We start from the raw sequence: 20343 nt of genomic DNA on the forward strand, positions 1-20343 counted from the left end.
TTTAAGTTTAAAATCTTTAACTTTGCTCAATCCACTTAAGTGTCTCTAGCACTTATCAACTTAATATTTAAAGAATGAAAATAGGAATTGTATGCTATCCAACTTTTGGAGGTAGTGGTGTGGTGGCAACAGAGTTAGGTCTCGCCTTGTCAAAAAGAGGTCATGAGATTCATTTTATCACCTATAGCCAACCGGTAAGGTTGGATTTATTGGGCACAAACGTGCACTATCACGAAGTTACAGTTCCAGAATATCCGCTTTTTCTATACCAACCTTACGAATTGGCCCTGTCCAGCAAATTAGTCGACATGGTAAAACTGCACGGTATTGAAATATTGCATGTTCATTATGCCATTCCGCATGCCTATGCCGCCTATATGGCCAAAATGATGCTTCAGGAGGAAGGGATATATGTTCCCATTGTAACCACGCTTCACGGTACGGATATTACTTTAGTGGGCAGCCATCCCTTTTATAAACCTGCCGTAACCTTCAGCATCAACAAATCTGATGCGGTAACTTCAGTTTCTCAAAGTTTAAAGGACGATACCATGCGGCTCTTCAATATTAAAAACAACATTGATGTCGTACCCAATTTTATTGATTTTAGCCGACACAAAACCCAGTTTTCAGAATGTCAGCGTCACATTATAGCTAACGATGACGAACGTATCATAACCCACATTAGTAACTTCCGGAAAGTGAAACAAATTCCGGACGTTATCAATATTTTTTATAACATCCAAAAGCAGATGCCCGCAAAATTAATGATGGTAGGCGAGGGACCGGAAAAAATGGAAGCAGAGCGTCTATGTGAAAAATTGGGCATAGAAGATAAGGTGGTGTTTTTTGGAAACAGTAATGAAATTGACAAGATTCTTTGTTTTAGCGATTTGTTCCTATTGCCATCCCAAACCGAAAGTTTTGGATTGGCCGCGTTGGAAGCTATGGCCTCCGGCGTGCCAGTAATTTCTAGCAATACAGGTGGAATACCGGAAGTTAATATAGAAGGTGTTTCAGGATTTTTGAGTGACGTAAATGATGTGGAAGAAATGTCTAATAATGCCATTTATATTTTAAGTGATGAAACCCGTCTTGACACTTTTAAAGTCAACGCCGCAAAAGAAGCAGCAAAATTTGGCATTTCCAAAGTGGTGCCGCAATATGAAGCCATTTATTTGCGTACGCTTGAAAATAGTATGTTAAATAAATAATATTAACTTTGTACTGTTCCTTATTTTATTTCTGGAAAGCCACAAAATTTATACGAGATGTTGACAATAAAAGTGAATTCCTTACCAGTAGATCTGGTCATTCAAGATTTGGCTAACGCTTTACAACTGACCTATCAATTAAACTGTAAAGAATATCATTTAGAGCTCACGGGAGATGTGGGTAGAGGCTATATTAAAGCCATGATGCTCGAATCGGGGTTAGGCATCATTGAATACAACTGCCAATTTAATATGGACGTTGAAATACAATTTGTTAAAGACCTTACCCATCCTTTAAAATTTCTATACTGTACTAAAGGCAAATTCAACCATCGCTTCTCCGATGAAGCCGAGCGTCATGATCTTCAGGAATACCAACAAGCTATAGTGGCCAGTAAAGACTACAATGGCCACGTGATTGCATTCAAGAAAGACCAGGAAATTAATCTGTATAGTTTGGAGATGGATAGAGAGCAGTTTACATTAGATGAGTCGTGCACCTCTGAACTTATCCAATCTGATCTCAAAGCAATTTTTGCTGATGTTTTAGCCACAAAAAGCTTTTATCATGAAGGCTTTTACAGTTTGGCTTTGGCCAAAGTATTTGAAGAAATTAAGAGCTTTCAGAACAATTTCTTTTTGCGACGTATTTTTATGATCAGCAGTGGTTATCAATTATTAGGTAAACAGATTGTGCAATACCAAGACGACTTAAATCGTGAAGAAAATCGGCATATATTAAGACAATATGAGGTTGGCCGTGTACGAAAAGCGGCAGAATTTATCAAAATCAACTTGGAGAAGGCTTATCAAATAAATGACATTGCTCAAGAAGTTGGACTTACGGAAGCAAAGCTTCAAGAAGGATTTAAGATCTTATACAATACCACCGTTAACAATTTTATAAACGAGGTTCGCCTAGATTTAGCGTCTACACTGTTGCGGGATACGGCATTGAATATCTCAGAAGTTGTGTATAAGACTGGACTCACAAGTCGCAGTTATTTTTCCAAAATTTTTAGGGATGCCTATCAAATGACGCCAACCCAATACCGAAGTCTCCATTTAAACAAGACATAAAAAAAAACCATCAAAGCATTTTTGATGGTTTTTATAAATGTACTTCATAACAGAAGCATATTGTTGAATTAGAATTGGTATCTGATCCCTAAGGCAATGTCAAAATCTAAATCGTTATTGTCAAAAACATCATTTCCAAAACCAAATTCTGGTCTAAAATCTAATGATAACATTAACGGGATATCAAAGTTGTACTCAATACCTACTTGTCCGGCAAGAAAAACGAAGGTTTCACTATCGTCATCACGGAATTTCTTGTCATTATAATCATAACTATAACTTGCAAGACCTGCTCCAGGACCTGCATACCAGTTAAAACCACCATCAATGTTCCATACCCATTGGTAAATACCTGCTAGTTTGAAACCATCGTAATGTTTTCCATTTCTAATTCCTAAATCTAATTCTAAACGATTCTCTGAACCAAGTGCGCGTTGGTAAGAAACTTCTGCACCAAACCCGTCACTATCTCCCAAACGTAAACCGATAGCGTTTGGAGAAATGTCCTGAGCATTCATCATCATAGTGCCGCCAATAAAAGCGACTGCAATTAAAAATATTTTTTTCATAATGTTAGTTTTTAAGTTTGAAACAAATGTACATGTTGCAGATCATATTTAACAAAATAATACGCTAACTTTCTGTTAAATTCGGTTAAATACACCTAATTTTAACTGCTTATTTTAACAACCGCACTGAATTTTTTAGATACCGATGGTTAGCCACTCCAACATTCCATTTCAAGACCTTTATAATCAGCTCGAAGGCCAATTATTCACTGATGAATTGATGAAAGCGCTCTACGCTACAGATGCTTCTGTATACAGAAAGTTGCCTGTTGCCGTTGCCTATCCCAAATCTTCTAAAGATCTTAAAACCTTGATCGCTTTTGCTAGTACATATAAAATTTCGTTAATACCGAGAACCGCGGGTACCTCGTTAGCGGGCCAGTGTGTGGGAGAAGGTATTGTAGTGGATGTCTCAAGATATTTTACGAAGATTTTAGACATTAATGAAAAGGAGAGAACTGTAACGGTGCAGCCGGGCGTGGTGCGGGATGAGCTCAATAATTACTTAAAACCCTTCGGTTTGTTTTTTGGCCCAAATACTTCTACCTCCAACCGTTGCATGATTGGCGGGATGGTTGGGAACAACTCTTCGGGCACAACCTCAATTCAATATGGTGTTACACGGGATAAGGTTCTTAAAATGAGGACCATTTTAAGCGATGGCAGTGATGCCATGTTCACGAAACTTAGTAAGGACGAGTTTTTTGAAAAAACCAAACAAAATACTTTAGAAGGTCATATTTACCAAAATATTTATACAGAACTTCAACCAGTAAAGGTGCAACAGCGCATTGTTGCTAACTTTCCAAAGCCTGAAATTCACCGACGGAACACCGGCTACGCGGTGGATGAATTATTAAAAAACGAAATTTTCAGCGCAAGCTTAGAGCGTTTTAATATGTGCAAGTTGCTATCGGGGAGTGAAGGCACGTTAGCCTTTACTACAGAAATAACGTTGCAACTCGATCTGTTGCCACCCACAGAAAGCATTATGGTGGCTGCCCATTTTAAGAGCATCGAAACTTGTTTACAAAGTGTCGCTATGACCATGGAGCATCATCTATACACTTGTGAGATGATGGACAAAACCATTTTGGACTGTACCAAGCAAAATAAAACCCAAGCCGAAAACAGAGCATTTATTATTGGTGATCCTGAAGCAATTTTAATGTGTGAAGTCCGTGCCACCACGTTTGAATCGGTGCAAAGACAAGCCGACGCCTTGGTATTGGCCATCCAAGAATCTGGATTGAGTTACGCTACACCAGTGTTAATTGGCCCTGAAATTGAAAAAGCCGTAGAATTGCGCAAAGCTGGCTTGGGATTGTTGGGTAACATGATTGGCGATAAAAAATCGGCCGCCTGTATTGAAGACACCGCTGTGGCTTTGCCTGACTTGGCCAATTATATCAATGAATTTACCCAATTGATGAAAGGCCACGGCCAAAAAGCCATTTACTATGCCCATGCTGGCGCTGGAGAATTACATTTAAGACCTATTTTAAATCTTAAAAAGAGTGCAGATGTGGCCCTTTTTAGACAAATAACCACTGATGTGGCGCAGTTGGTCAAAAAGTATCAAGGCTCGATGAGTGGGGAACATGGCGACGGAATTGTCCGGGCAGAATTTATTCCACTGATGATTGGTGAAGAAAATTACGACCTCTTGAAACGGGTTAAAAATCTGTTTGATCCACAGCATATTTTTAATCCGGGAAAAATAGTGGATGCCTATCCAATGGATGAAAATTTAAGATATCAGCCAGACCGTACGGAACCAGAAATAGAAACTTTGTTGGATTTTTCCGCTTCTTTAGGAATTCTGAGAGAGGCCGAAAAATGCAATGGGTCCGGAGACTGTAGAAAGCTGCCTGAATTTGGAGGAACCATGTGTCCGAGTTACCGAGCGACCAGAAATGAAAAAGACACTACCCGTGGTAGAGCCAATGCATTGCGCGAATTTTTAACCAATTCGGAAAAGGCCAATAAGTTCGATCATCAAGAATTGAAAGAGGTTTTTGACCTGTGCTTAAGTTGTAAAGCCTGCGCGAGTGAATGTCCGAGCAGTGTTGATGTAGCAAGTTTAAAAGCGGAGTTTCAGTACCAGTATCAAAAAGCAAATGGGGTACCTTTGCGCACAAAATTGTTTGCCTACAACAATGATCTAAACACCTATGCCAGTATATTCCCCAAGCTTACAAATTTCTTTTTCAGCAACGGATTCACGTCCTCCATAATCAAAAACAGCTTCAAGATAGCCAAGCAACGGTCTTTACCATTAATTTCAACTTCAAGTTTAAGTACCTACATTAAAAACATTGTAGATCAAAAACATACCAAGAAAATTATTAAAACTGTTTACTTTTTTAATGATGAGTTTACCAACTACTTGGACGCTTCAATTGGCCAAGATGCCATAGAACTTCTCCGTGCTTTAAACTACGAGATAAAATTTGTGAAACACGCCGAATCCGGACGCGCATTTTTATCTAAAGGATTGCTGGAACAGGCCAAAAAAGTAGCCAATGCAAATGTGGCCATTTTTAAAGATCTGATAACAGCAGAGACACCCTTAATCGGGATTGAACCGTCGGCAATTTTAACGTTTAGCGATGAATATCCAAAACTTGCCGATGATAAAGAAGCCGCGAGACATATCGCAAAACACAGCTTTCTTATTGAAGAATTCATCCAACAGGAGCTCCTTTTAAACCACATTACTACCTCACAGTTTACTACAGACAAAAAAACCATAAAATTTCATGGGCACTGTCACCAAAAGGCACTGCGCAATCAATTATCAAGTTTTGCAGTATTAAACCTTCCTGAAAACTACACAGCTACACTAATTCCTAGTGGATGCTGCGGCATGGCCGGAAGTTTCGGGTATGAAGCAGAACATTATGAAGTGAGTATGCAAGTGGGTGAGCAGACGTTGTTCCCAGCGGTGAGATTGGCCCCAGAAGACACTATAATTTCTGCAAATGGCACCAGTTGTAGGCACCAAATTAAAGACGGCACCCAAAAAGAAGCCTTGCATCCCATTAGCATTTTAAGACGTGCACTTTTATAGACACGGTAAACCGGCATATATAACCAGTTTGAAATGAGTATCTATAGTGATTAGTACGTTACACATGAAATTTATAAAGATCTCATAATTAAATTATTAGGTTATTAGGTTATTAAGAATGGATTTTTGCAATTTAAAATTCTTAAAAACTTTTAAAACTCTATTTTTGTTTCTCTCAGAATACAATTACATTAGCATAAAATAAGAAATATGGCAGGGAATTCCTTTGGAAAATTGTTCAAACTCACCACTTTTGGAGAGTCTCATGGCGCCGCAATTGGTGGTGTAATTGATGGATGCCCTTCAGGCATACACCTCGATTTTGAAGCGATTCAATTAGAAATGGACCGTCGCAAACCGGGACAGTCAGACATTGTAACCCAAAGAAAGGAATCAGACTTTGTTGAATTTCTCTCCGGAATTTTTGAAGGTCAGACTACAGGTGTACCTATTGGTTTTATCATTAAAAATACCAATCAAAAATCGAATGACTATTCGCATATAAAAGATGTGTACCGTCCGAGTCACGCTGATTACACCTATGATCAAAAATATGGAGTGCGTGATTATAGAGGTGGCGGTAGAAGTTCAGCGCGAGAAACGGCCTGTCGCGTTGTTGCCGGGGCCATTGCAAAACAAGTGCTTAAAGACGTTAAGATTCATGCCTATACATCCTCAGTGGGCGACTTGTTTTTAGAGAAACCCTATCAAGATTTAGACTTCTCATTGATTGAAAGTAACACTGTACGATGCCCTGATGAAACTATTGCAAATCAAATGATTGAACGTATCAGAGAAATAAGAAAACAGGGCGATACCATTGGTGGTACCGTGACTTGCGTCATTCAAAATTTACCTGCAGGATTGGGAGAACCCGTATTCGATAAATTGCACGCTGAACTTGGCAAAGCCATGCTTTCCATCAACGCCGTAAAAGGTTTTGAATATGGCAGCGGTTTTTGTGGAGCGAAAATGAAAGGCAGCGATCATAATGATCAATTTAATGCAGACGGCAGTACCAAAACCAACTTATCTGGAGGCATACAAGGTGGCATCAGTAACGGAATGGACATCTATTTCCGCGTGGCTTTCAAGCCTGTGGCCACCCTTATACAAAAGCAAGAAACACTCGATAATCAAGGGAATATCGTCGAAATGCAGGGTAAAGGCAGACATGATCCTTGTGTTGTGCCTAGAGCCATTCCTATTGTGGAAGCTATGGCGGCCTTGGTGCTAGTGGACTATCATTTGTTACGCAAGCAAGAGTTTCATAAGTAATTAGAATTCAGCAGCCTTTTTCAACAGGACCTGCTGCACATTGAAAAGACTCCTGCCTTCGCTGGAAAAAAACATATTTATCTACATGAAAAAATTGGCATTACACTGGAAAATCATTATTGGAATGGTCCTCGGTATCATTTGGGCATTAGTATCAAGCTCAATGGGATGGAGTGCTTTTACCATTAATTGGATTGATCCGTTCGGAACTATATTTATCAATTTATTGAAATTGATTGCAGTTCCGTTGGTCTTGTTTTCCATTATAAGTGGTGTTGCTAATATTGGAGATCCTAAAAGTCTAGGACGTATGGGGGGAAAGACCTTAGGGATGTATTTGGTCACTACCATTTTGGCCATAACCCTTGGTTTAGTTCTTGTAAATATCATAAAACCAGGAAAACTTATTGACGAACAAAGCCGAATAGACAATCGGATTAACTACGAAATCTGGGCAGATTCCCAAGGGTATCAAATAAAAGACGGCATTAATTATTTGAAGGACCCTGCTTATCTTCAACGCGCACAGGAAATTTCTGATTTGACCAAAAAGGCTCTAAAAGAAGTGTCCGTATCGGACAAACTTGAAACCGCTGGCAAACAAAAGGAGACCACACCGTTACAGCCTTTGGTTGATATTGTGCCCGATAACTTTTTTCGCGCCCTGTCTAACAATGGCTTAATGTTGCAGGTGATCTTTTTCGCTATTTTCTTTGGTGTTTCCTTATTGTTTGTCCCAGATGATAAATCAGAACCCGTTTTAAAATTAGTCGATGGCATTAATGAAGTATTCCTAAAAATGGTCGATTTGGTGATGCAAGCGGCGCCGTTTTTTGTGTTTGCGCTATTGGCTGGTGTGGTGAGTAAAATGGCTGGAGATGATATCGGAAAAGTATTGGAAATTTTTAAAGGCTTAAGCTGGTACTCCTTAACTGTCTTATCTGGTCTGCTCATTATGATATTCATCACCTATCCATTGATATTAAAAGGGTTTGTTAAGAAGATTTCCTATTCAGGATTTTTTAAAGCGATGAGTCCTGCCCAAACCTTAGCCTTCTCAACTTCTAGTAGTGCTGCTACACTGCCAGTAACTATGGAATGTGTAGAGCAAAACTTAGGGGTAAATAAAAAAATAAGCAGTTTCGTATTGCCTATTGGTGCTACGGTAAATATGGATGGGACAAGTCTTTATCAAGCTGTGGCGGTCATCTTTTTAGCACAGTTACACATGATTGATTTAACTATAGGACAGCAAATCACCGTGGTGTTGACCACCACTTTGGCCTCCATTGGCTCGGCTGCTGTGCCAAGTGCAGGTTTGGTTATGTTAATTATTGTATTGGATTCTGTTGGATTAAATCCCGCTTGGATTGCAATTATATTTCCGGTTGACCGTATTTTGGATATGTTTAGAACGGTGGTCAACGTTACGGGAGATGCGACCGTATGTTCAATCATTGCAGATGGTGAGAATATGTTGGACTATCAAGAAAAGAAAAGCCCGACCGATACGTTTGATCTTGATTCGAAATCTTAAATATGAGCGGCACGCCATCGGTTGATTCTGTTTTTTATTGTGGCAAAGTTGAAAATAACAATGGAGATCACAATTAATATGTAACAAATTGCCTCTAAAAAGCTGATTTCCTCATTAAAATAGAAGATGGCGAGCATAAAATTAATTAACGGATTTAAATAGATAAATACGCCAACGACGGAAGAATTTAGACCTCTGAGAGCGTAAATATTAAGAAACATCGGGATGATTGTAAACACTACGGCAATTAAGGCCAACATTCCATAAAAGAAAGCCGTCTTTTCATTGGGCGCATCGTAAGTCACAATAAAAGGAAGCAGAAAGATTACCGCAAAAAACACCTGGCAGGTTAGGACTATAAACCGATCCAACTCTTGGTTCTTTCGTTGCAAAACCAAATACAGGGCGTAAGTAAGGGCTATAATCATACTGTAAAACAAATCCGTCATGTTCCCTATAGACAACAGTAAACAGCCAATCAAACTTAATACAACGGCTACCCATTGCAATTTTAAAAGCTTTTCTTTCAGAATTAAATAGGCCAAAACCATGGTAAGGATAGGACAAATCAAGTATGCCAATGATGTAGCGCTCACACTGACGTTGTTCATGACATAAATAAAGATGTACCAATTGAGCGCCAAAAACAGTCCGCTTAAAATATTGACTACAATAATTCTCCGCTTGTCAAGTTTCCCTAAAGTTTTAAAAAGATTCAGATTAGATTTCAATGCTTTTGGTCGCAATACCAAAGTCACAAATAGCATGATCACTACAGATCCCAAAGTGCGATAGCTCAGAATTTCGAAGGCTGTGAAGTCATCCAACGATTTCAGTACCACGCTAAAAAAGCCCCAAATACTAAAGGCGGTAATAACTGCAATGTAATATTTAGAGTTCATGGTGACCGATTTGAAATAGGCTTGCAAATGTATTTCAAAAACAGGAACAAGTATTCGTTTATTTCTAAAAAAATCATATCACCGACAGTGATAAAACGCGCGTTCTTCTTAAGGTTTTCTTAATTCCGAGCTGCCAGTCAGAAAAGGATACAATTGATATGATATGAGTCCACCGGTAGGTTTTATAAGTCTTAATTTTCATTTTTAAACCACTTTATAAGTCACATGCAGAAGTTAACGATAGAAGAGATCATTAAAAAAATAGAAGCTGAAGAATTGTTTCGTGCAGTTGCCTCAGACTATTCCTTTACCATCAAAATTGACGATTATGTACCTTATGCCTGTGCGGCTGTACATAACGGACATCAATTCCGTAGGGAATTATGGCCAAAATGCCTGCATACGGAATACGAGCGTTGGTATGAAGAAGATCCAGAGACCGTAAATATGGTCAAACACCATCCGATTGTCATTTCGGGAATGGATTCTCGCTTTGAATATGATTTGAATCGCGATCCTGACAATGCTATCTATGAAGATGCTTGGGGAAAACAATTATGGAAAGAACCTTTGACCACTGAAGAAAAATCTAAAAGTTTAGAAAAACATCGCAACTTTTATAAAGTCGTGCATGCACTCATCAAAACTTTAGAGGCTAAGTTTGGATGCTGTATTGTTTACGACATGCACAGTTACAATTGGAAACGTTGGGATAGGGAAGTGCCAACCTGGAATTTAGGGACTTCTAATGTCGATAATACACGTTTTAAAAATTCTATAGAAGACTGGCGCCAAGAGTTGTCCGAAATCAAATTACCAAATGGCATTGCCAGTACCGCTAAAATAAATGATACCTTTCAGGGCAACGGCTATTTTTTAAAATTTATAACTGAAAATTTCGACCAAACATTAGTGTTAGCGACTGAAGTGGCTAAAATTTATTGTGATGAAGAAGGTCAAATTATCTACCCAGAAGTGGTATCAGCAATTCGTAAAGGACTTAGAACGTGTTTGCCAGAGCATGCTTCAAATTTTTATAATATATATTCCAATTAAATGAGTGAAGATTATCATATAGATGCCGAACTAGTTGAGACAATTTGTAAAAACGTTACAGAGAATGTGCCTGTAAATGTCGCATTGCCAAATAAGGGGCTCTTACATATTGATAAACTCTTGCCATATATTTGCGTTTACCGTTATAAGGATCGCGATGTGTATTTCTCTAGCTTACTGAAAACACAGGCATCCTATATGATTGTTGACGAAACCATTGACATCTCCCACCTACTTGAGGCAATCAGATTAATTACATCAGAAAAATTTGAAACGTTTTTAATCTTAGAATTGTGGCCTAATGCAGATAGTTTAAAAAATCAATTTCAAATTTACGGACCAAAAAATAAATCTTTAGAGACGGTTAATGCATTAAAAGAAGGGTTTAGTGAAATAAGAAAGACCTTATCTTACGTAAGCTCTGAAATTATACAAACGGAATTCCGCCATCCTAAACATTTATCACCGCTATTAGATGTTAATAAATCTAAAAAGCAAGGCGCCTTAGTAATTGGGGTCTCTGTACCTGTGGTTTATAAAAACACCACAACAGACCAACTGTTCTCTTTATTTTTTAGAAAGTTTTACACCGTTTTTTCCGAAACAATAAAAAGGGCAGTCTACGAATTTATAAGAGTGCAAACAACAGATGCTTTTGAAAATTACCTAATGCTCGGGAAAACCCATATTGATGCGGTTACCCTGTCCTCAGACACCAAATTAGCTGAAATCAGTGAAGGCATGTCGTTTTTACTGAGAGTTACCCCCGTGAATAGCAATGAAGAATGGGACAAATTTGAGCAGAATAATTATGAGAAAGAACCCTCTTTTAAATACCGACTACTAGCGGTTGATCCTGAGCTCGAAAAACGTAAACTTTTTAATATCCCTATAGATCTTATAGAAGATCCAACCATCGCCTTTATTTTAAGGGGGAAACGCCTTGAAATTGAAAAGCAACTGATCATGTTGGAAGAACGTGGCACCGACAATTTTAGGTTTATTGGTGAAAGTTTGTACGGGGTTATCCGCGAAGATATCTTGGAGATGGCAAAACACATCCTACAAGTGTATCCAACGGCAGAAACCGTCCAAAGCTCCAAACGCTATAACGGGATTGAGTTTGCTCAGTTTGCGCAAAAAGAAATGGACCATTATATCCAACAGTTTCCTGATCTCGATTTAGGTATTGAAATTAGAGATGATGTTGCCGGGATTATGGTTTCTAAATCGAAATTATTGATCAACGAAGAAATGAATTTGGATGTCAACCGATGTGATGCGCTCATTCAACACGAAATTGGCACGCATATTCTGACCTATTGCAACGGAAAAAGTCAACCCTTAAAACAAATGTATGAAGGTTTTGAAGGGTATGATCAGCTTCAGGAAGGTTTGGCTGTAATTGCCGAATATTTGGTAGGTGGTTTAACCGTAAACCGTCTTCGTTTACTTGCAGGAAGGGTCATTGCCGTTCAATCGATGGTGGACAATGCTACGTTTATCGAAACCTTTAATCTCTTAAGGGAATCCTATGCGTTTCAGGATCGTGTAGCCTATTATATCAGTATGCGGGTGTATAGAGGAGGCGGACTTACCAAAGATGCCGTCTATTTAGCCGGCTTAATTGACTTGATGGCCTATTTAAAAGACGGTGGTAAATTGGAGCCCTTATATACTGGAAAGTTTAATGTAACACACATTAAATTAATTGAAGAATTATTATACCGCGGGGTATTAAATCAGCCCATATTACCCAGATTTTTAGATCGTGACGATGTTCAGGTCCGATTGCAAAAATTACGTGAAGGCATAAATATTGTTGAACTTGTTAATTAAATTATATAAAAATGAAAATAGCATTTATAATAAATGATCATGCCACAGAGAAGTGGAATTACACAACGCCTGCACTAGGGTTTGCAGCTTACAAAAGAGGACACGACGTCTATTTTATTGGGGTTGGCGAATTGTCTTATGCCTCAAAAGGACATTTGTCCGTGCGTTGTAAAACCATAAAAGACCGAACTTTTAAATCGGAAGAGACGTTTTTTAAAGCTGTCCAAAAAGAAGAGTTTACCACCTTATCGTCTGAAGATTTGGATGTTTTATTTTTGAGAAACAACCCTGCCGATGAAATTAATGAACGTGATTGGGCCTATAATGCAGCCTTCATTTTTGGTGAAATTGCCATGAGTAATGGCGTCATTGTGTTAAATCACCCAAGTAGTTTGGCAGGTGCGGTCAATAAAATGTATTTTCAGCATTTCCCGGAAATCATTCGACCAAAAACGATTATTACCAGAGATCATAATGAGATCAAGGAATTCTTTAAGGAGCAAAAACAAAAAATGATTTTGAAACCCTTACAAGGCTCTGGGGGGACCAATGTGTTTATGATGGATAAGAAAAATGAACACAATCTGTCCCAAACGATAGACGCCATCTGTAGAGATGGATTCGTGATTGCTCAAGAATATCTCACCGAAGCTACAGGTGGCGACACGCGATTGTTTATCATGAACGGGGAGCCATTGCAAGTTAATGGTCAATATGCATTAATGCAACGAGTGAATGCTTCGGGAGATATCCGAAGTAACATTCACGCAGGTGGAAAACCTGAGCTGGTTAAGATGACAGATCAGATCATGAAATTGGCCGATATCGTAAAACCTAAATTGGTCCAAGACGGAATGTTCTTGGTAGGAATTGACATTGTTGGGTCAAAGTTAATGGAGATCAACGTGTTTAGTCCTGGTGGGTTGAACGTGATGGGACAAATGTATGATTGTGATTTTGCAACTCCTGTCATTGAATCTATTGAGCGAAAAGTGTATTATAAGAGCATGTACAATGATTATTTATACAACAGCCGATTGGCGACATTATAACAAACTTATTCTGTTAACTATAGGTTGAATTTTCAAACATTTATAAACTACAAAAAGTCCTCATCTGAGGACTTTTTAAGTTTATGTACAATCAATTTATAAAAATTTCGACTTCAATTCGGGCGTCGGGATCATACACTCGTCCTTTTGACCGTACCATTTGTATCTGTTTTTAGCGATATAATCATATACCCAATTTCTGATGAAAGCTGGCACAATCAGAAAAATGGCTAACAAATTTCTTGGGAACCCTAATTTGGAGACTATTTTTAAGGCTGCTGTCGATTTATAGGAAATCCCATCAGATTCAGAATACAGCAGAATAGAATCTGTCTCATTCCGATCAATCTTGAAGTGCTCTAAAACCTCTTGCCCAATGGCACTTTGCAATGCGGTATACCGAAATACATCCTGTTGATCATTTTTAATGACATATTGCACAGAAGTATTGCACAAATTGCAAACCCCGTCAAAAAGGATCAGTTGTTTATTTTTTTCTATAGGTATGGACATTTTGTTTTCAGTTTTCAGTCTTCAGTATTCAGTTTTCAGTCTCCAGTTTTGTTTTCAGTTTTCAGTCTTCAGTATTCAGTTTTCAGTCTCCAGTTTTCAGTATTCAATCTGCAGTATTCAGCGTTCAGTATTCAGCGTTTGGTAGTTATGTAGTTATGTAGTTATAGACAACACACGCTATTTCATCCGTTCTACCAATTCTAACTGCCCCATGTCCACACTTGTTGTAAACATGCCGTAGTCAATAAATGCTTTATTTTTTTCGATTTTATCAATACTTCCAACCGCTCTACCGTCTTGTAAACGGACGCGATCGCCAATTTTAAAAGTGGGTTTAGGTTGAGGAGCTGCGTCAACTTTTATCTTGGCTGCTTTCTTTTTCTGGCGAATGACTTCCACCGTCTTTTCTGCTTCCTTAATCACTTTCTGTTCTTTGGCCTTCTGAACCTTCTTCACTTTAGCAGAAACTTTCTTTCTTTTGGAATTCTCTATCTGCACGAGCTTAAAGAGTTCGTCCATGAGTTCTTTCTTTTTCTTATTGTCAAAGTATTTCTCAGACAAATCGTTCATCTTCTGTCCTAAATAAACCAATCGCTGATTGCTGTCGTACAATTCTTGATAGCTTTCCAGTTTTTTCTGAATTTTGAAATTTATTTCTTCCAATTTTTCCGCTTCAGATTGGGTTTTGCGTTCATTAATTTTTAAAGACTGTTCTGTTTTTTCAAGTTTGCTACGTTCCTTTTGAAGCTTTGCAATAGTGGCATCAAATCGGACTTTACCACGCTCAATTTTCTTTTTTGCTCGATTGACTAGACTGTAGGGAATGCCATTTTTTTGAGCCACTTCAAAGGTAAACGAACTTCCGGCCTGACCCAGTGCCAATTTAAACATGGGCTCCAGACTTTTTTCGTCAAACATCATATTGGCGTTTTGCATAAAGGGCAATTCATTTGCTAATACTTTGAGGTTGGAGTAGTGGGTGGTGATAATCCCAAACGCTTCCCTATGGTAAAACTCCTCCAAAAAGGTTTCCGCCAAAGCGCCACCCAATTCAGGATCACTCCCAGTTCCAAACTCATCAATCAGAAAAAGCGTGTGTTTATTGCACTTTTTCAGAAAATAATTCATTTGTTTTAATCGGTAGCTATACGTGCTCAAATGGTTTTCTATAGATTGATTATCGCCGATATCAGTAAGAATCCTATCAAACAGACAAACTTTACTGCGTTCATGAACAGGAATCAACATCCCACTTTGAAGCATTACCTGCAGTAATCCGACAGTTTTTAGCGTGATACTTTTTCCACCAGCATTAGGTCCGGAGATTACAATGATTCTATTTTCAGGATGCAATTCTATAGACTGCGGAAACGTGGTTTTATTCTTCTTTTTATTTGATAGATACAACAACGGATGGATAGCCTCCCGGAGCACATAATCCTTAGTCTCCGAGATTTCAGGCAAAATACCATTAATGGATTCCGCATATTTTGCCTTTGCAAAAATCACGTCCAATTCTGTTAAAAATTGCTGATAATCCTGTAATAATTCTCGGAAGGGTCTGATAAAGTTAGTAAGCTGCTTTAAGATTCTGGTGACTTCTTCCTTTTCTTCAAATTCTAAATTATTGAGTTCCCGAGTATATTTAAAAGTGGCTTCTGGCTCAATATATACTATACTTCCTGTTTTGCTGCCACCTAAAATTGCCCCTTTAACCTTTCGTCTGTACATGGCTTTTACGGCCAATACGCGTTTGTTTTCTACCACAGATTCTCTGATATCATCTAAATAATCTTGGCCACTATAGGCGGTTAATGCAGAAGCAAAACTCTGATTGATCTTCCCGCGAACCCCATTGATATCTTGACGCAAACGAAATAATTCGTCAGAAGCATTGTCTTTAACATCTCCAAAACGATCGATGATTGCATCTATTTGGGTAATAAGATCAGTGGTAACGGTAATATTTTCAGCGTAGTCAAATAGATTTGGATAATATTCTTTAAACTTTTTTAAAAAGTTTATGATGTCATTGCTGGCTGCTGATATTGCTTTAATCTTTCTAAAACTGATGGTTTCTAAATATGAGTTTTCAATTTTAAGCAGTTTAATTTCATTGGTAATCGGTTCAAACCCATGATTTGGAATGCGATTGTCATTGTCAAACGATGCTAAATAATCATTGGTGAGCGCTAATGCGTTCAGCAACTCGTGTTTTTTAGAATAGGGAACGGTCTGTAAGGCCTTTTCAGTGCCTAAGTGCGTTAGGCAATGCGCCGCCATTTGATCAAGGACGGTATAGAATTCAATATCTTTAAGGGTTTTCTCTTGAATGTGCATTCGCTTTTTGTAGATCTTTTAATTATGTTCAAATTTAAGGAAATTTAAAGTTTTGGAATGTATATTTTAGCACAACCATAAATCACCTTATTTTTATTCCAAACGATCAATTACACATGGAGTTTTACCTAGAGCCGAGCTGGAAAGCGCACTTACAATCCGAATTTGAAAAATCATATTTTAAGGAGCTAATGACTTATGTAGCGCAAGAATACGCGCAGCAGCAATGTTATCCAAAACAGGACGACATTTTTAATGCTTTTAAATGGTGCCCATTTGATGCGGTAAAAGTGGTGATTATAGGTCAAGATCCTTACCATGGACCTGGACAAGCTAATGGACTTTGTTTTTCAGTGAATGATGGCATCGCGCATCCACCATCACTCAGAAATATTTTTAAGGAATTAGAAACTGACACACAGAAAACGTATCCAGATTCAGGAAATTTGGAAGCATGGGCAAAACAAGGCGTTCTGTTACTGAATGCCACTTTAACCGTTAGGGCGGGTATGGCCGGAAGTCACCAAAAGAGGGGATGGGAAACCTTCACCAATGCGGTTATAAAAACGATAAGCGACCAAAAAGAAGATGTGGTCTTCTTATTATGGGGTGGTTACGCCAAGCAAAAAGTGAAATTTATTGAGGCTTCAAAACATCATATCATCACTTCCGGGCATCCGTCCCCATTGAGTGCCAATAGAGGATATTGGTTTGGCAACCAGAGTTTCAGCAAAACCAATGTACAGCTGAAAAATCTAGGTTTGACTCCCATTGCGTGGTAAACTCTGAGCGAGGCTACTTATGATAATGTAAAATTATACGTTTTTGACAATCTGATGGTAAGGCCGTTTTTCGGCAAGAATATCCAATTTTATTAATTTCTGCTGTACTTTATTAACCGTAGCTTCATCTAAATGGCGTTGGGACCATTCAGTAAGCGAAAGCCATTCTTGTACGTCCTCTAATTCTAAGGCATAGCGGTTGGCAATCATTCGGTCAATACTAGGGATTTCCTTAAAATCGATCGTCGTATTATTAATGATTTCTAAAATGATTTTCACCAGATTTTCATTGGCTGCCAAAAATTCATCTCTAACCGCGATCACAAAACAAGGCCAAGGAGTAGGGCAATTTCCAATGCGTCTAAATACTCCAGAATCGACAATAGGTTTGGTCATAAATTTTTCCCACATAAAATAATCTGCCTCGCCATTACTCAACGCTTTTACGGCGCCTTCTAAATCTTTAACCAATTCAAATTTTAAATCGGTGTCTAAATTCCATCCGTTATTTTCGGCGTTAATATAGGCCATTAAGTGCGACCCAGAACCATATCTACTAATGGCACAGCGTTTGCCTTTTAAATCTTCAATCGATTTAAATTCTGATCCATTTGCCACATGAATCCCCCAAATGAGTGGAGTTTCTACAAAAACTTGAACGATTTTACTCGGATTGCCTTCAGCGATATCTTTTACGATGCCTTCAGTCAAAATCACCGCCATATCAATATCGCCGTTGCGCAAGGCTTCGGTCATGGCACCAGTACCACTATGGTAATCTTGCCAACGTAAATTGATTTCTTCTTCCTTATATTCGCCATTCTTCAACGTTAAATACCACGCTAAGTTGAAATGTTCCGGTACACCACCTATATTTACTGTCTTCATCAAAATGATCTGTTAGCACTTCATCAATTCTCAAATTGAAAAAGTGTGTTAATTTAAGTTTTAAAGTGTTTAAAACTAGCTAATTATTGCACTAATTTATCTAAGGTATACGTAATTAATTTATTAATCAAACCTGAGGGGTCCTTGCTGAATTCGCCAGTCGCTCTATTGGCAATGATCGCATTCATAGAAACGGCTTTGTGACCTAAAAGTGCGGATAAGGCATAAATTCCAGCCGTTTCCATTTCAAGATTTGTAATAGGCCTATCTTGAAAATTGAAACTGGCCAATTTATCGTTCAAGCCCTCATCCTGCAAAGGAAGTCTTAAAACCCGACCCTGAGGTCCGTAAAAGCCAACATTTGTAGCTGTAAAACCTTTCACAGTTTGATCTGAATTCATTTTCTGGTACAAATCAGCATTACATTTAACAATATAAGGCTTAGATTTTAAAGGACTCCAATTGGTATGCTCAACCAGTGCTTCAGATATATTCAAATCTTGAATAGCGTTATTATCATAAAAGTGCAATAAACTGTCAAAGCCTGCTGCATACTCACTAATTACAAATGAATCTAAAGGAATATTTTTTTGAATAGACCCAGAAGTTCCTATTCTGACAATTTCCAAGGAGGTTAGGGTGTCTTTAATAATGCGTTTTTCTAAATCTATATTGACTAAGGCATCCAATTCATTTAATACAATATCAATATTATCAGTACCAATTCCCGTAGAAATAACGGTGATGCGTTTCCCTTTATAAGTCCCCGTTTGGGTATGGAATTCTCTTTTGCGTGTTTGAAATTCTACGGTGTCAAAATGTTCCGTAACGCTGTCCACCCGATCTGGATCTCCAACCGTAATAATGGTGGTTGCCAAATGTTCTGGTCTCAAATTAAGATGGTATACACTACCATCCGGATTTAATATAAGTTCTGATGCTGCTATAGCCATTAGGTTGATGTTATAAGTTTGTTTTCAGTTTTACTGAACTGAAAATCTAATTTTTTTACGCCTCCAAAAATCATTAGGGACTTTATTTCTTCTGAAAAGTCACGTTCTCGTTTAATGGCTGCATTGCCTTTTTCATTCAGCACAAGCAATCCATCTTCTTGTTCGTAAAAAATTTCTAACAGAGCAATCATACGGTTGATTTGAAGATCTCCAAATCCGTAATACCCTTGAAAATTTAAAATATAGCCTAATAAATGTCGCTTTGACTTTATACTTTGATCCGCAATCATTTGAAGTGTGTGCGTTTCTAAAGTTGAAAGCCCCGTTACTGAATCGGGAAATCGTTCTAAATGTGCTCTCAAGCAGTTGCTCAAATATGGAAACGATGAATTTTGAACAATATAAGGTTTAAACAGGTTATGATCCTTACCACAGTAGATACGCCATAAAGAACGCATCAAATCTGAATCTTCTGTTGATAATTTAATTCTATCGGTGTAATGTTGCTGCAGTTGTTCAAGTTTTAGTTCTGCCAACGCTTTCAATTCCTTTTCTCCTTTTACACGGCCACTGCACACCAAGTAGAGTGGAAGCTCAATGTCCTTTTGTCGTAGCAGGTTGATAATTGCCATCAGATTAATATGACAAAAAAGATCATATTCAAACCACAATACAATCTCCTCAAACTGCTCGGTATGGTTGAGAATATCTATTTCCTCAATCAATTCTTCTTCATTGATTTCTATCTCATAATAATCTTGAAGAAACTCCATTCTAAGATTGTAAAACTCCTGAGTGGCAATCCGTTCCGTTGTTGGGCCTTCGCATAACATTTCCTGCCACGTTAGGAAGTGGCCTTCATAGCGGAGTTCTTTCAAATAATCAGTCAGATTATTCCCGTTGGTAATATGTAGTGTTTTAGATGCCATCAGCCACCCACACGTTTAACTGCGAAACCTTTTTCTTTTAATAAGGTCATAATTTGATCTCCAAAATCACCTTGTATGATAATTTTATCGTCTTTAAAACTGCCTCCCACACTAAGTTTGGTTTTCAATTCTTTGGCGAGTAATTTAAAGTCTTCCGTAGCGCCCGTATAACCTTCTAAAATGGTAATAGGTTTCCCTTTGCGTTTTTCATATTTGCAGAGGATAGGATCATCCTGCAACCAAATGTTGGAGGGAGATTCTTCTGGGGTTTCTTCTGGGGTATGTTCTGGAAATAACTTTTTGAGTTGGTCTTCTAAATCCATAAATCTTTCAGTCTT

The 20343-nt window shown here is 38.2% G+C and carries 17 protein-coding genes; 9 read left to right on the forward strand and 8 right to left on the reverse strand.

Annotated features, from left to right (window positions below; translation table 11 throughout):
* Positions 1 to 74 precede the first annotated feature (74 nt).
* Both bshA and ES711_RS14365 read left to right on the forward strand, forming a co-directional pair.
* Positions 75 to 1214 carry an N-acetyl-alpha-D-glucosaminyl L-malate synthase BshA gene (bshA, locus tag ES711_RS14360; RefSeq protein WP_146893995.1) on the forward strand — a complete coding sequence of 380 codons (1140 nt, stop codon included), beginning with the start codon at positions 75 to 77 and terminating at the stop codon, positions 1212 to 1214.
* A 57-nt stretch (positions 1215 to 1271) separates the two neighbouring features.
* On the forward strand, positions 1272 to 2294 hold the full coding sequence (locus ES711_RS14365) for a helix-turn-helix domain-containing protein (RefSeq protein WP_146893996.1): 1023 nt from the start codon (positions 1272 to 1274) through the stop codon (positions 2292 to 2294).
* Between the two features lie 68 nt (positions 2295 to 2362).
* Here the strand turns inward: ES711_RS14365 and ES711_RS14370 are convergent, their stop codons facing one another.
* Positions 2363 to 2863, reverse strand: a complete 501-nt coding sequence (locus tag ES711_RS14370; protein WP_146893997.1) for a porin family protein — start codon at positions 2861 to 2863, stop codon at positions 2363 to 2365.
* A gap of 145 nt (positions 2864 to 3008) precedes the next feature.
* Here ES711_RS14370 and ES711_RS14375 point away from each other — a divergent pair, with 145 nt between their 5' ends.
* The 3 genes from ES711_RS14375 to ES711_RS14385 all read left to right on the forward strand — a co-directional run bounded on the left by ES711_RS14375 (position 3009) and on the right by ES711_RS14385 (position 8751).
* Positions 3009 to 5936 carry an FAD-binding and (Fe-S)-binding domain-containing protein gene (locus ES711_RS14375; RefSeq protein ID WP_146893998.1) on the forward strand — a complete coding sequence of 976 codons (2928 nt, stop codon included), beginning with the start codon at positions 3009 to 3011 and terminating at the stop codon, positions 5934 to 5936.
* Between the two features lie 210 nt (positions 5937 to 6146).
* Entirely contained in the window at positions 6147 to 7214 is a 1068-nt protein-coding gene (gene aroC, locus ES711_RS14380; RefSeq protein WP_146893999.1) for a chorismate synthase, read from the forward strand.
* Positions 7215 to 7299: 85 nt separating this feature from the next.
* The gene (locus ES711_RS14385; RefSeq protein WP_146894000.1) at positions 7300 to 8751 is read left to right on the forward strand and encodes a dicarboxylate/amino acid:cation symporter; all 1452 of its coding nucleotides are present in this window, start codon (positions 7300 to 7302) and stop codon (positions 8749 to 8751) included.
* On the opposite strand, the gene ES711_RS14390 is transcribed toward ES711_RS14385, so the two are convergent.
* Positions 8748 to 9653: an EamA family transporter gene (locus ES711_RS14390; protein WP_146894001.1), complete on the reverse strand. Its 906-nt coding sequence runs from the start codon at positions 9651 to 9653 to the stop codon at positions 8748 to 8750. The two genes, ES711_RS14385 and ES711_RS14390, sit on opposite strands and share 4 nt — an antisense overlap.
* Positions 9654 to 9878: 225 nt before the next feature.
* Here ES711_RS14390 and ES711_RS14395 point away from each other — a divergent pair, with 225 nt between their 5' ends.
* From ES711_RS14395 to ES711_RS14405, 3 genes are read left to right on the forward strand one after another with little or no spacing between them, the layout of a single operon-like run.
* Entirely contained in the window at positions 9879 to 10709 is an 831-nt protein-coding gene (locus tag ES711_RS14395) for an N-formylglutamate amidohydrolase (RefSeq protein WP_146894002.1), read from the forward strand.
* On the forward strand, positions 10710 to 12548 hold the full coding sequence (locus tag ES711_RS14400) for a flavohemoglobin expression-modulating QEGLA motif protein (RefSeq protein WP_146894003.1): 1839 nt from the start codon (positions 10710 to 10712) through the stop codon (positions 12546 to 12548).
* An 11-nt stretch (positions 12549 to 12559) separates the two neighbouring features.
* Positions 12560 to 13600: a glutathione synthetase gene (locus tag ES711_RS14405; RefSeq protein ID WP_146894004.1), complete on the forward strand. Its 1041-nt coding sequence runs from the start codon at positions 12560 to 12562 to the stop codon at positions 13598 to 13600.
* Positions 13601 to 13696: 96 nt separating this feature from the next.
* Here ES711_RS14405 and ES711_RS14410 read toward each other — a convergent pair whose 3' ends face one another.
* Together ES711_RS14410 and ES711_RS14415 are read right to left on the reverse strand one after the other, a co-directional pair.
* Positions 13697 to 14113 (reverse strand): thiol-disulfide oxidoreductase DCC family protein, encoded by a 417-nt coding sequence (locus ES711_RS14410; protein ID WP_146894005.1) that lies wholly within the window; start codon positions 14111 to 14113, stop codon positions 13697 to 13699.
* A 177-nt stretch (positions 14114 to 14290) separates the two neighbouring features.
* Positions 14291 to 16453, reverse strand: a complete 2163-nt coding sequence (locus ES711_RS14415) for an endonuclease MutS2 (RefSeq protein WP_146894006.1) — start codon at positions 16451 to 16453, stop codon at positions 14291 to 14293.
* Between the two features lie 116 nt (positions 16454 to 16569).
* Between ES711_RS14415 and ES711_RS14420 the strand changes: the two genes are divergently transcribed.
* Positions 16570 to 17235, forward strand: coding sequence for a uracil-DNA glycosylase (locus ES711_RS14420; RefSeq protein WP_146894007.1), 666 nt, complete (start codon positions 16570 to 16572; stop codon positions 17233 to 17235).
* Positions 17236 to 17268: 33 nt separating this feature from the next.
* Here ES711_RS14420 and ES711_RS14425 read toward each other — a convergent pair whose 3' ends face one another.
* The 4 genes from ES711_RS14425 to ES711_RS14440 form a co-directional block, all read right to left on the reverse strand.
* Positions 17269 to 18123, reverse strand: coding sequence for a substrate-binding domain-containing protein (locus ES711_RS14425; protein ID WP_146894008.1), 855 nt, complete (start codon positions 18121 to 18123; stop codon positions 17269 to 17271).
* An 83-nt stretch (positions 18124 to 18206) separates the two neighbouring features.
* Positions 18207 to 19076 (reverse strand): nucleoside phosphorylase, encoded by an 870-nt coding sequence (locus ES711_RS14430; RefSeq protein ID WP_146894009.1) that lies wholly within the window; start codon positions 19074 to 19076, stop codon positions 18207 to 18209.
* Entirely contained in the window at positions 19076 to 20005 is a 930-nt protein-coding gene (locus tag ES711_RS14435; RefSeq protein ID WP_146894010.1) for a DUF1835 domain-containing protein, read from the reverse strand. The genes ES711_RS14430 and ES711_RS14435 overlap by 1 nt, the downstream gene beginning before the upstream one ends.
* Positions 20005 to 20328, reverse strand: coding sequence for a translation initiation factor (locus tag ES711_RS14440; protein ID WP_146894011.1), 324 nt, complete (start codon positions 20326 to 20328; stop codon positions 20005 to 20007). Before ES711_RS14440 ends, ES711_RS14435 begins: the two co-directional genes overlap by 1 nt.
* Between the last annotated feature and the right edge of the window lie 15 nt (positions 20329 to 20343).

This window comes from Gelidibacter salicanalis (genome assembly GCF_007997285.1).
In the GTDB taxonomy this organism is placed as follows: domain Bacteria; phylum Bacteroidota; class Bacteroidia; order Flavobacteriales; family Flavobacteriaceae; genus Gelidibacter; species Gelidibacter salicanalis.

Coding starts and splice junctions, on each gene's coding strand:
- ES711_RS14375 (WP_146893998.1), top strand. CDS start 3,009: ATGGTTAGCCACTCCAACATTCCATTTCAAGACCTTTATAATCAGCTC.
- ES711_RS14405 (WP_146894004.1), top strand. CDS start 12,560: ATGAAAATAGCATTTATAATAAATGATCATGCCACAGAGAAGTGGAAT.
- ES711_RS14385 (WP_146894000.1), top strand. CDS start 7,300: ATGAAAAAATTGGCATTACACTGGAAAATCATTATTGGAATGGTCCTC.
- ES711_RS14430 (WP_146894009.1), bottom strand. CDS start 19,076: ATGGCTATAGCAGCATCAGAACTTATATTAAATCCGGATGGTAGTGTA.
- bshA (WP_146893995.1), top strand. CDS start 75: ATGAAAATAGGAATTGTATGCTATCCAACTTTTGGAGGTAGTGGTGTG.
- ES711_RS14400 (WP_146894003.1), top strand. CDS start 10,710: ATGAGTGAAGATTATCATATAGATGCCGAACTAGTTGAGACAATTTGT.
- aroC (WP_146893999.1), top strand. CDS start 6,147: ATGGCAGGGAATTCCTTTGGAAAATTGTTCAAACTCACCACTTTTGGA.
- ES711_RS14365 (WP_146893996.1), top strand. CDS start 1,272: ATGTTGACAATAAAAGTGAATTCCTTACCAGTAGATCTGGTCATTCAA.
- ES711_RS14410 (WP_146894005.1), bottom strand. CDS start 14,113: ATGTCCATACCTATAGAAAAAAATAAACAACTGATCCTTTTTGACGGG.
- ES711_RS14420 (WP_146894007.1), top strand. CDS start 16,570: ATGGAGTTTTACCTAGAGCCGAGCTGGAAAGCGCACTTACAATCCGAA.
- ES711_RS14370 (WP_146893997.1), bottom strand. CDS start 2,863: ATGAAAAAAATATTTTTAATTGCAGTCGCTTTTATTGGCGGCACTATG.
- ES711_RS14415 (WP_146894006.1), bottom strand. CDS start 16,453: ATGCACATTCAAGAGAAAACCCTTAAAGATATTGAATTCTATACCGTC.
- ES711_RS14425 (WP_146894008.1), bottom strand. CDS start 18,123: ATGAAGACAGTAAATATAGGTGGTGTACCGGAACATTTCAACTTAGCG.
- ES711_RS14435 (WP_146894010.1), bottom strand. CDS start 20,005: ATGGCATCTAAAACACTACATATTACCAACGGGAATAATCTGACTGAT.
- ES711_RS14395 (WP_146894002.1), top strand. CDS start 9,879: ATGCAGAAGTTAACGATAGAAGAGATCATTAAAAAAATAGAAGCTGAA.
- ES711_RS14440 (WP_146894011.1), bottom strand. CDS start 20,328: ATGGATTTAGAAGACCAACTCAAAAAGTTATTTCCAGAACATACCCCA.
- ES711_RS14390 (WP_146894001.1), bottom strand. CDS start 9,653: ATGAACTCTAAATATTACATTGCAGTTATTACCGCCTTTAGTATTTGG.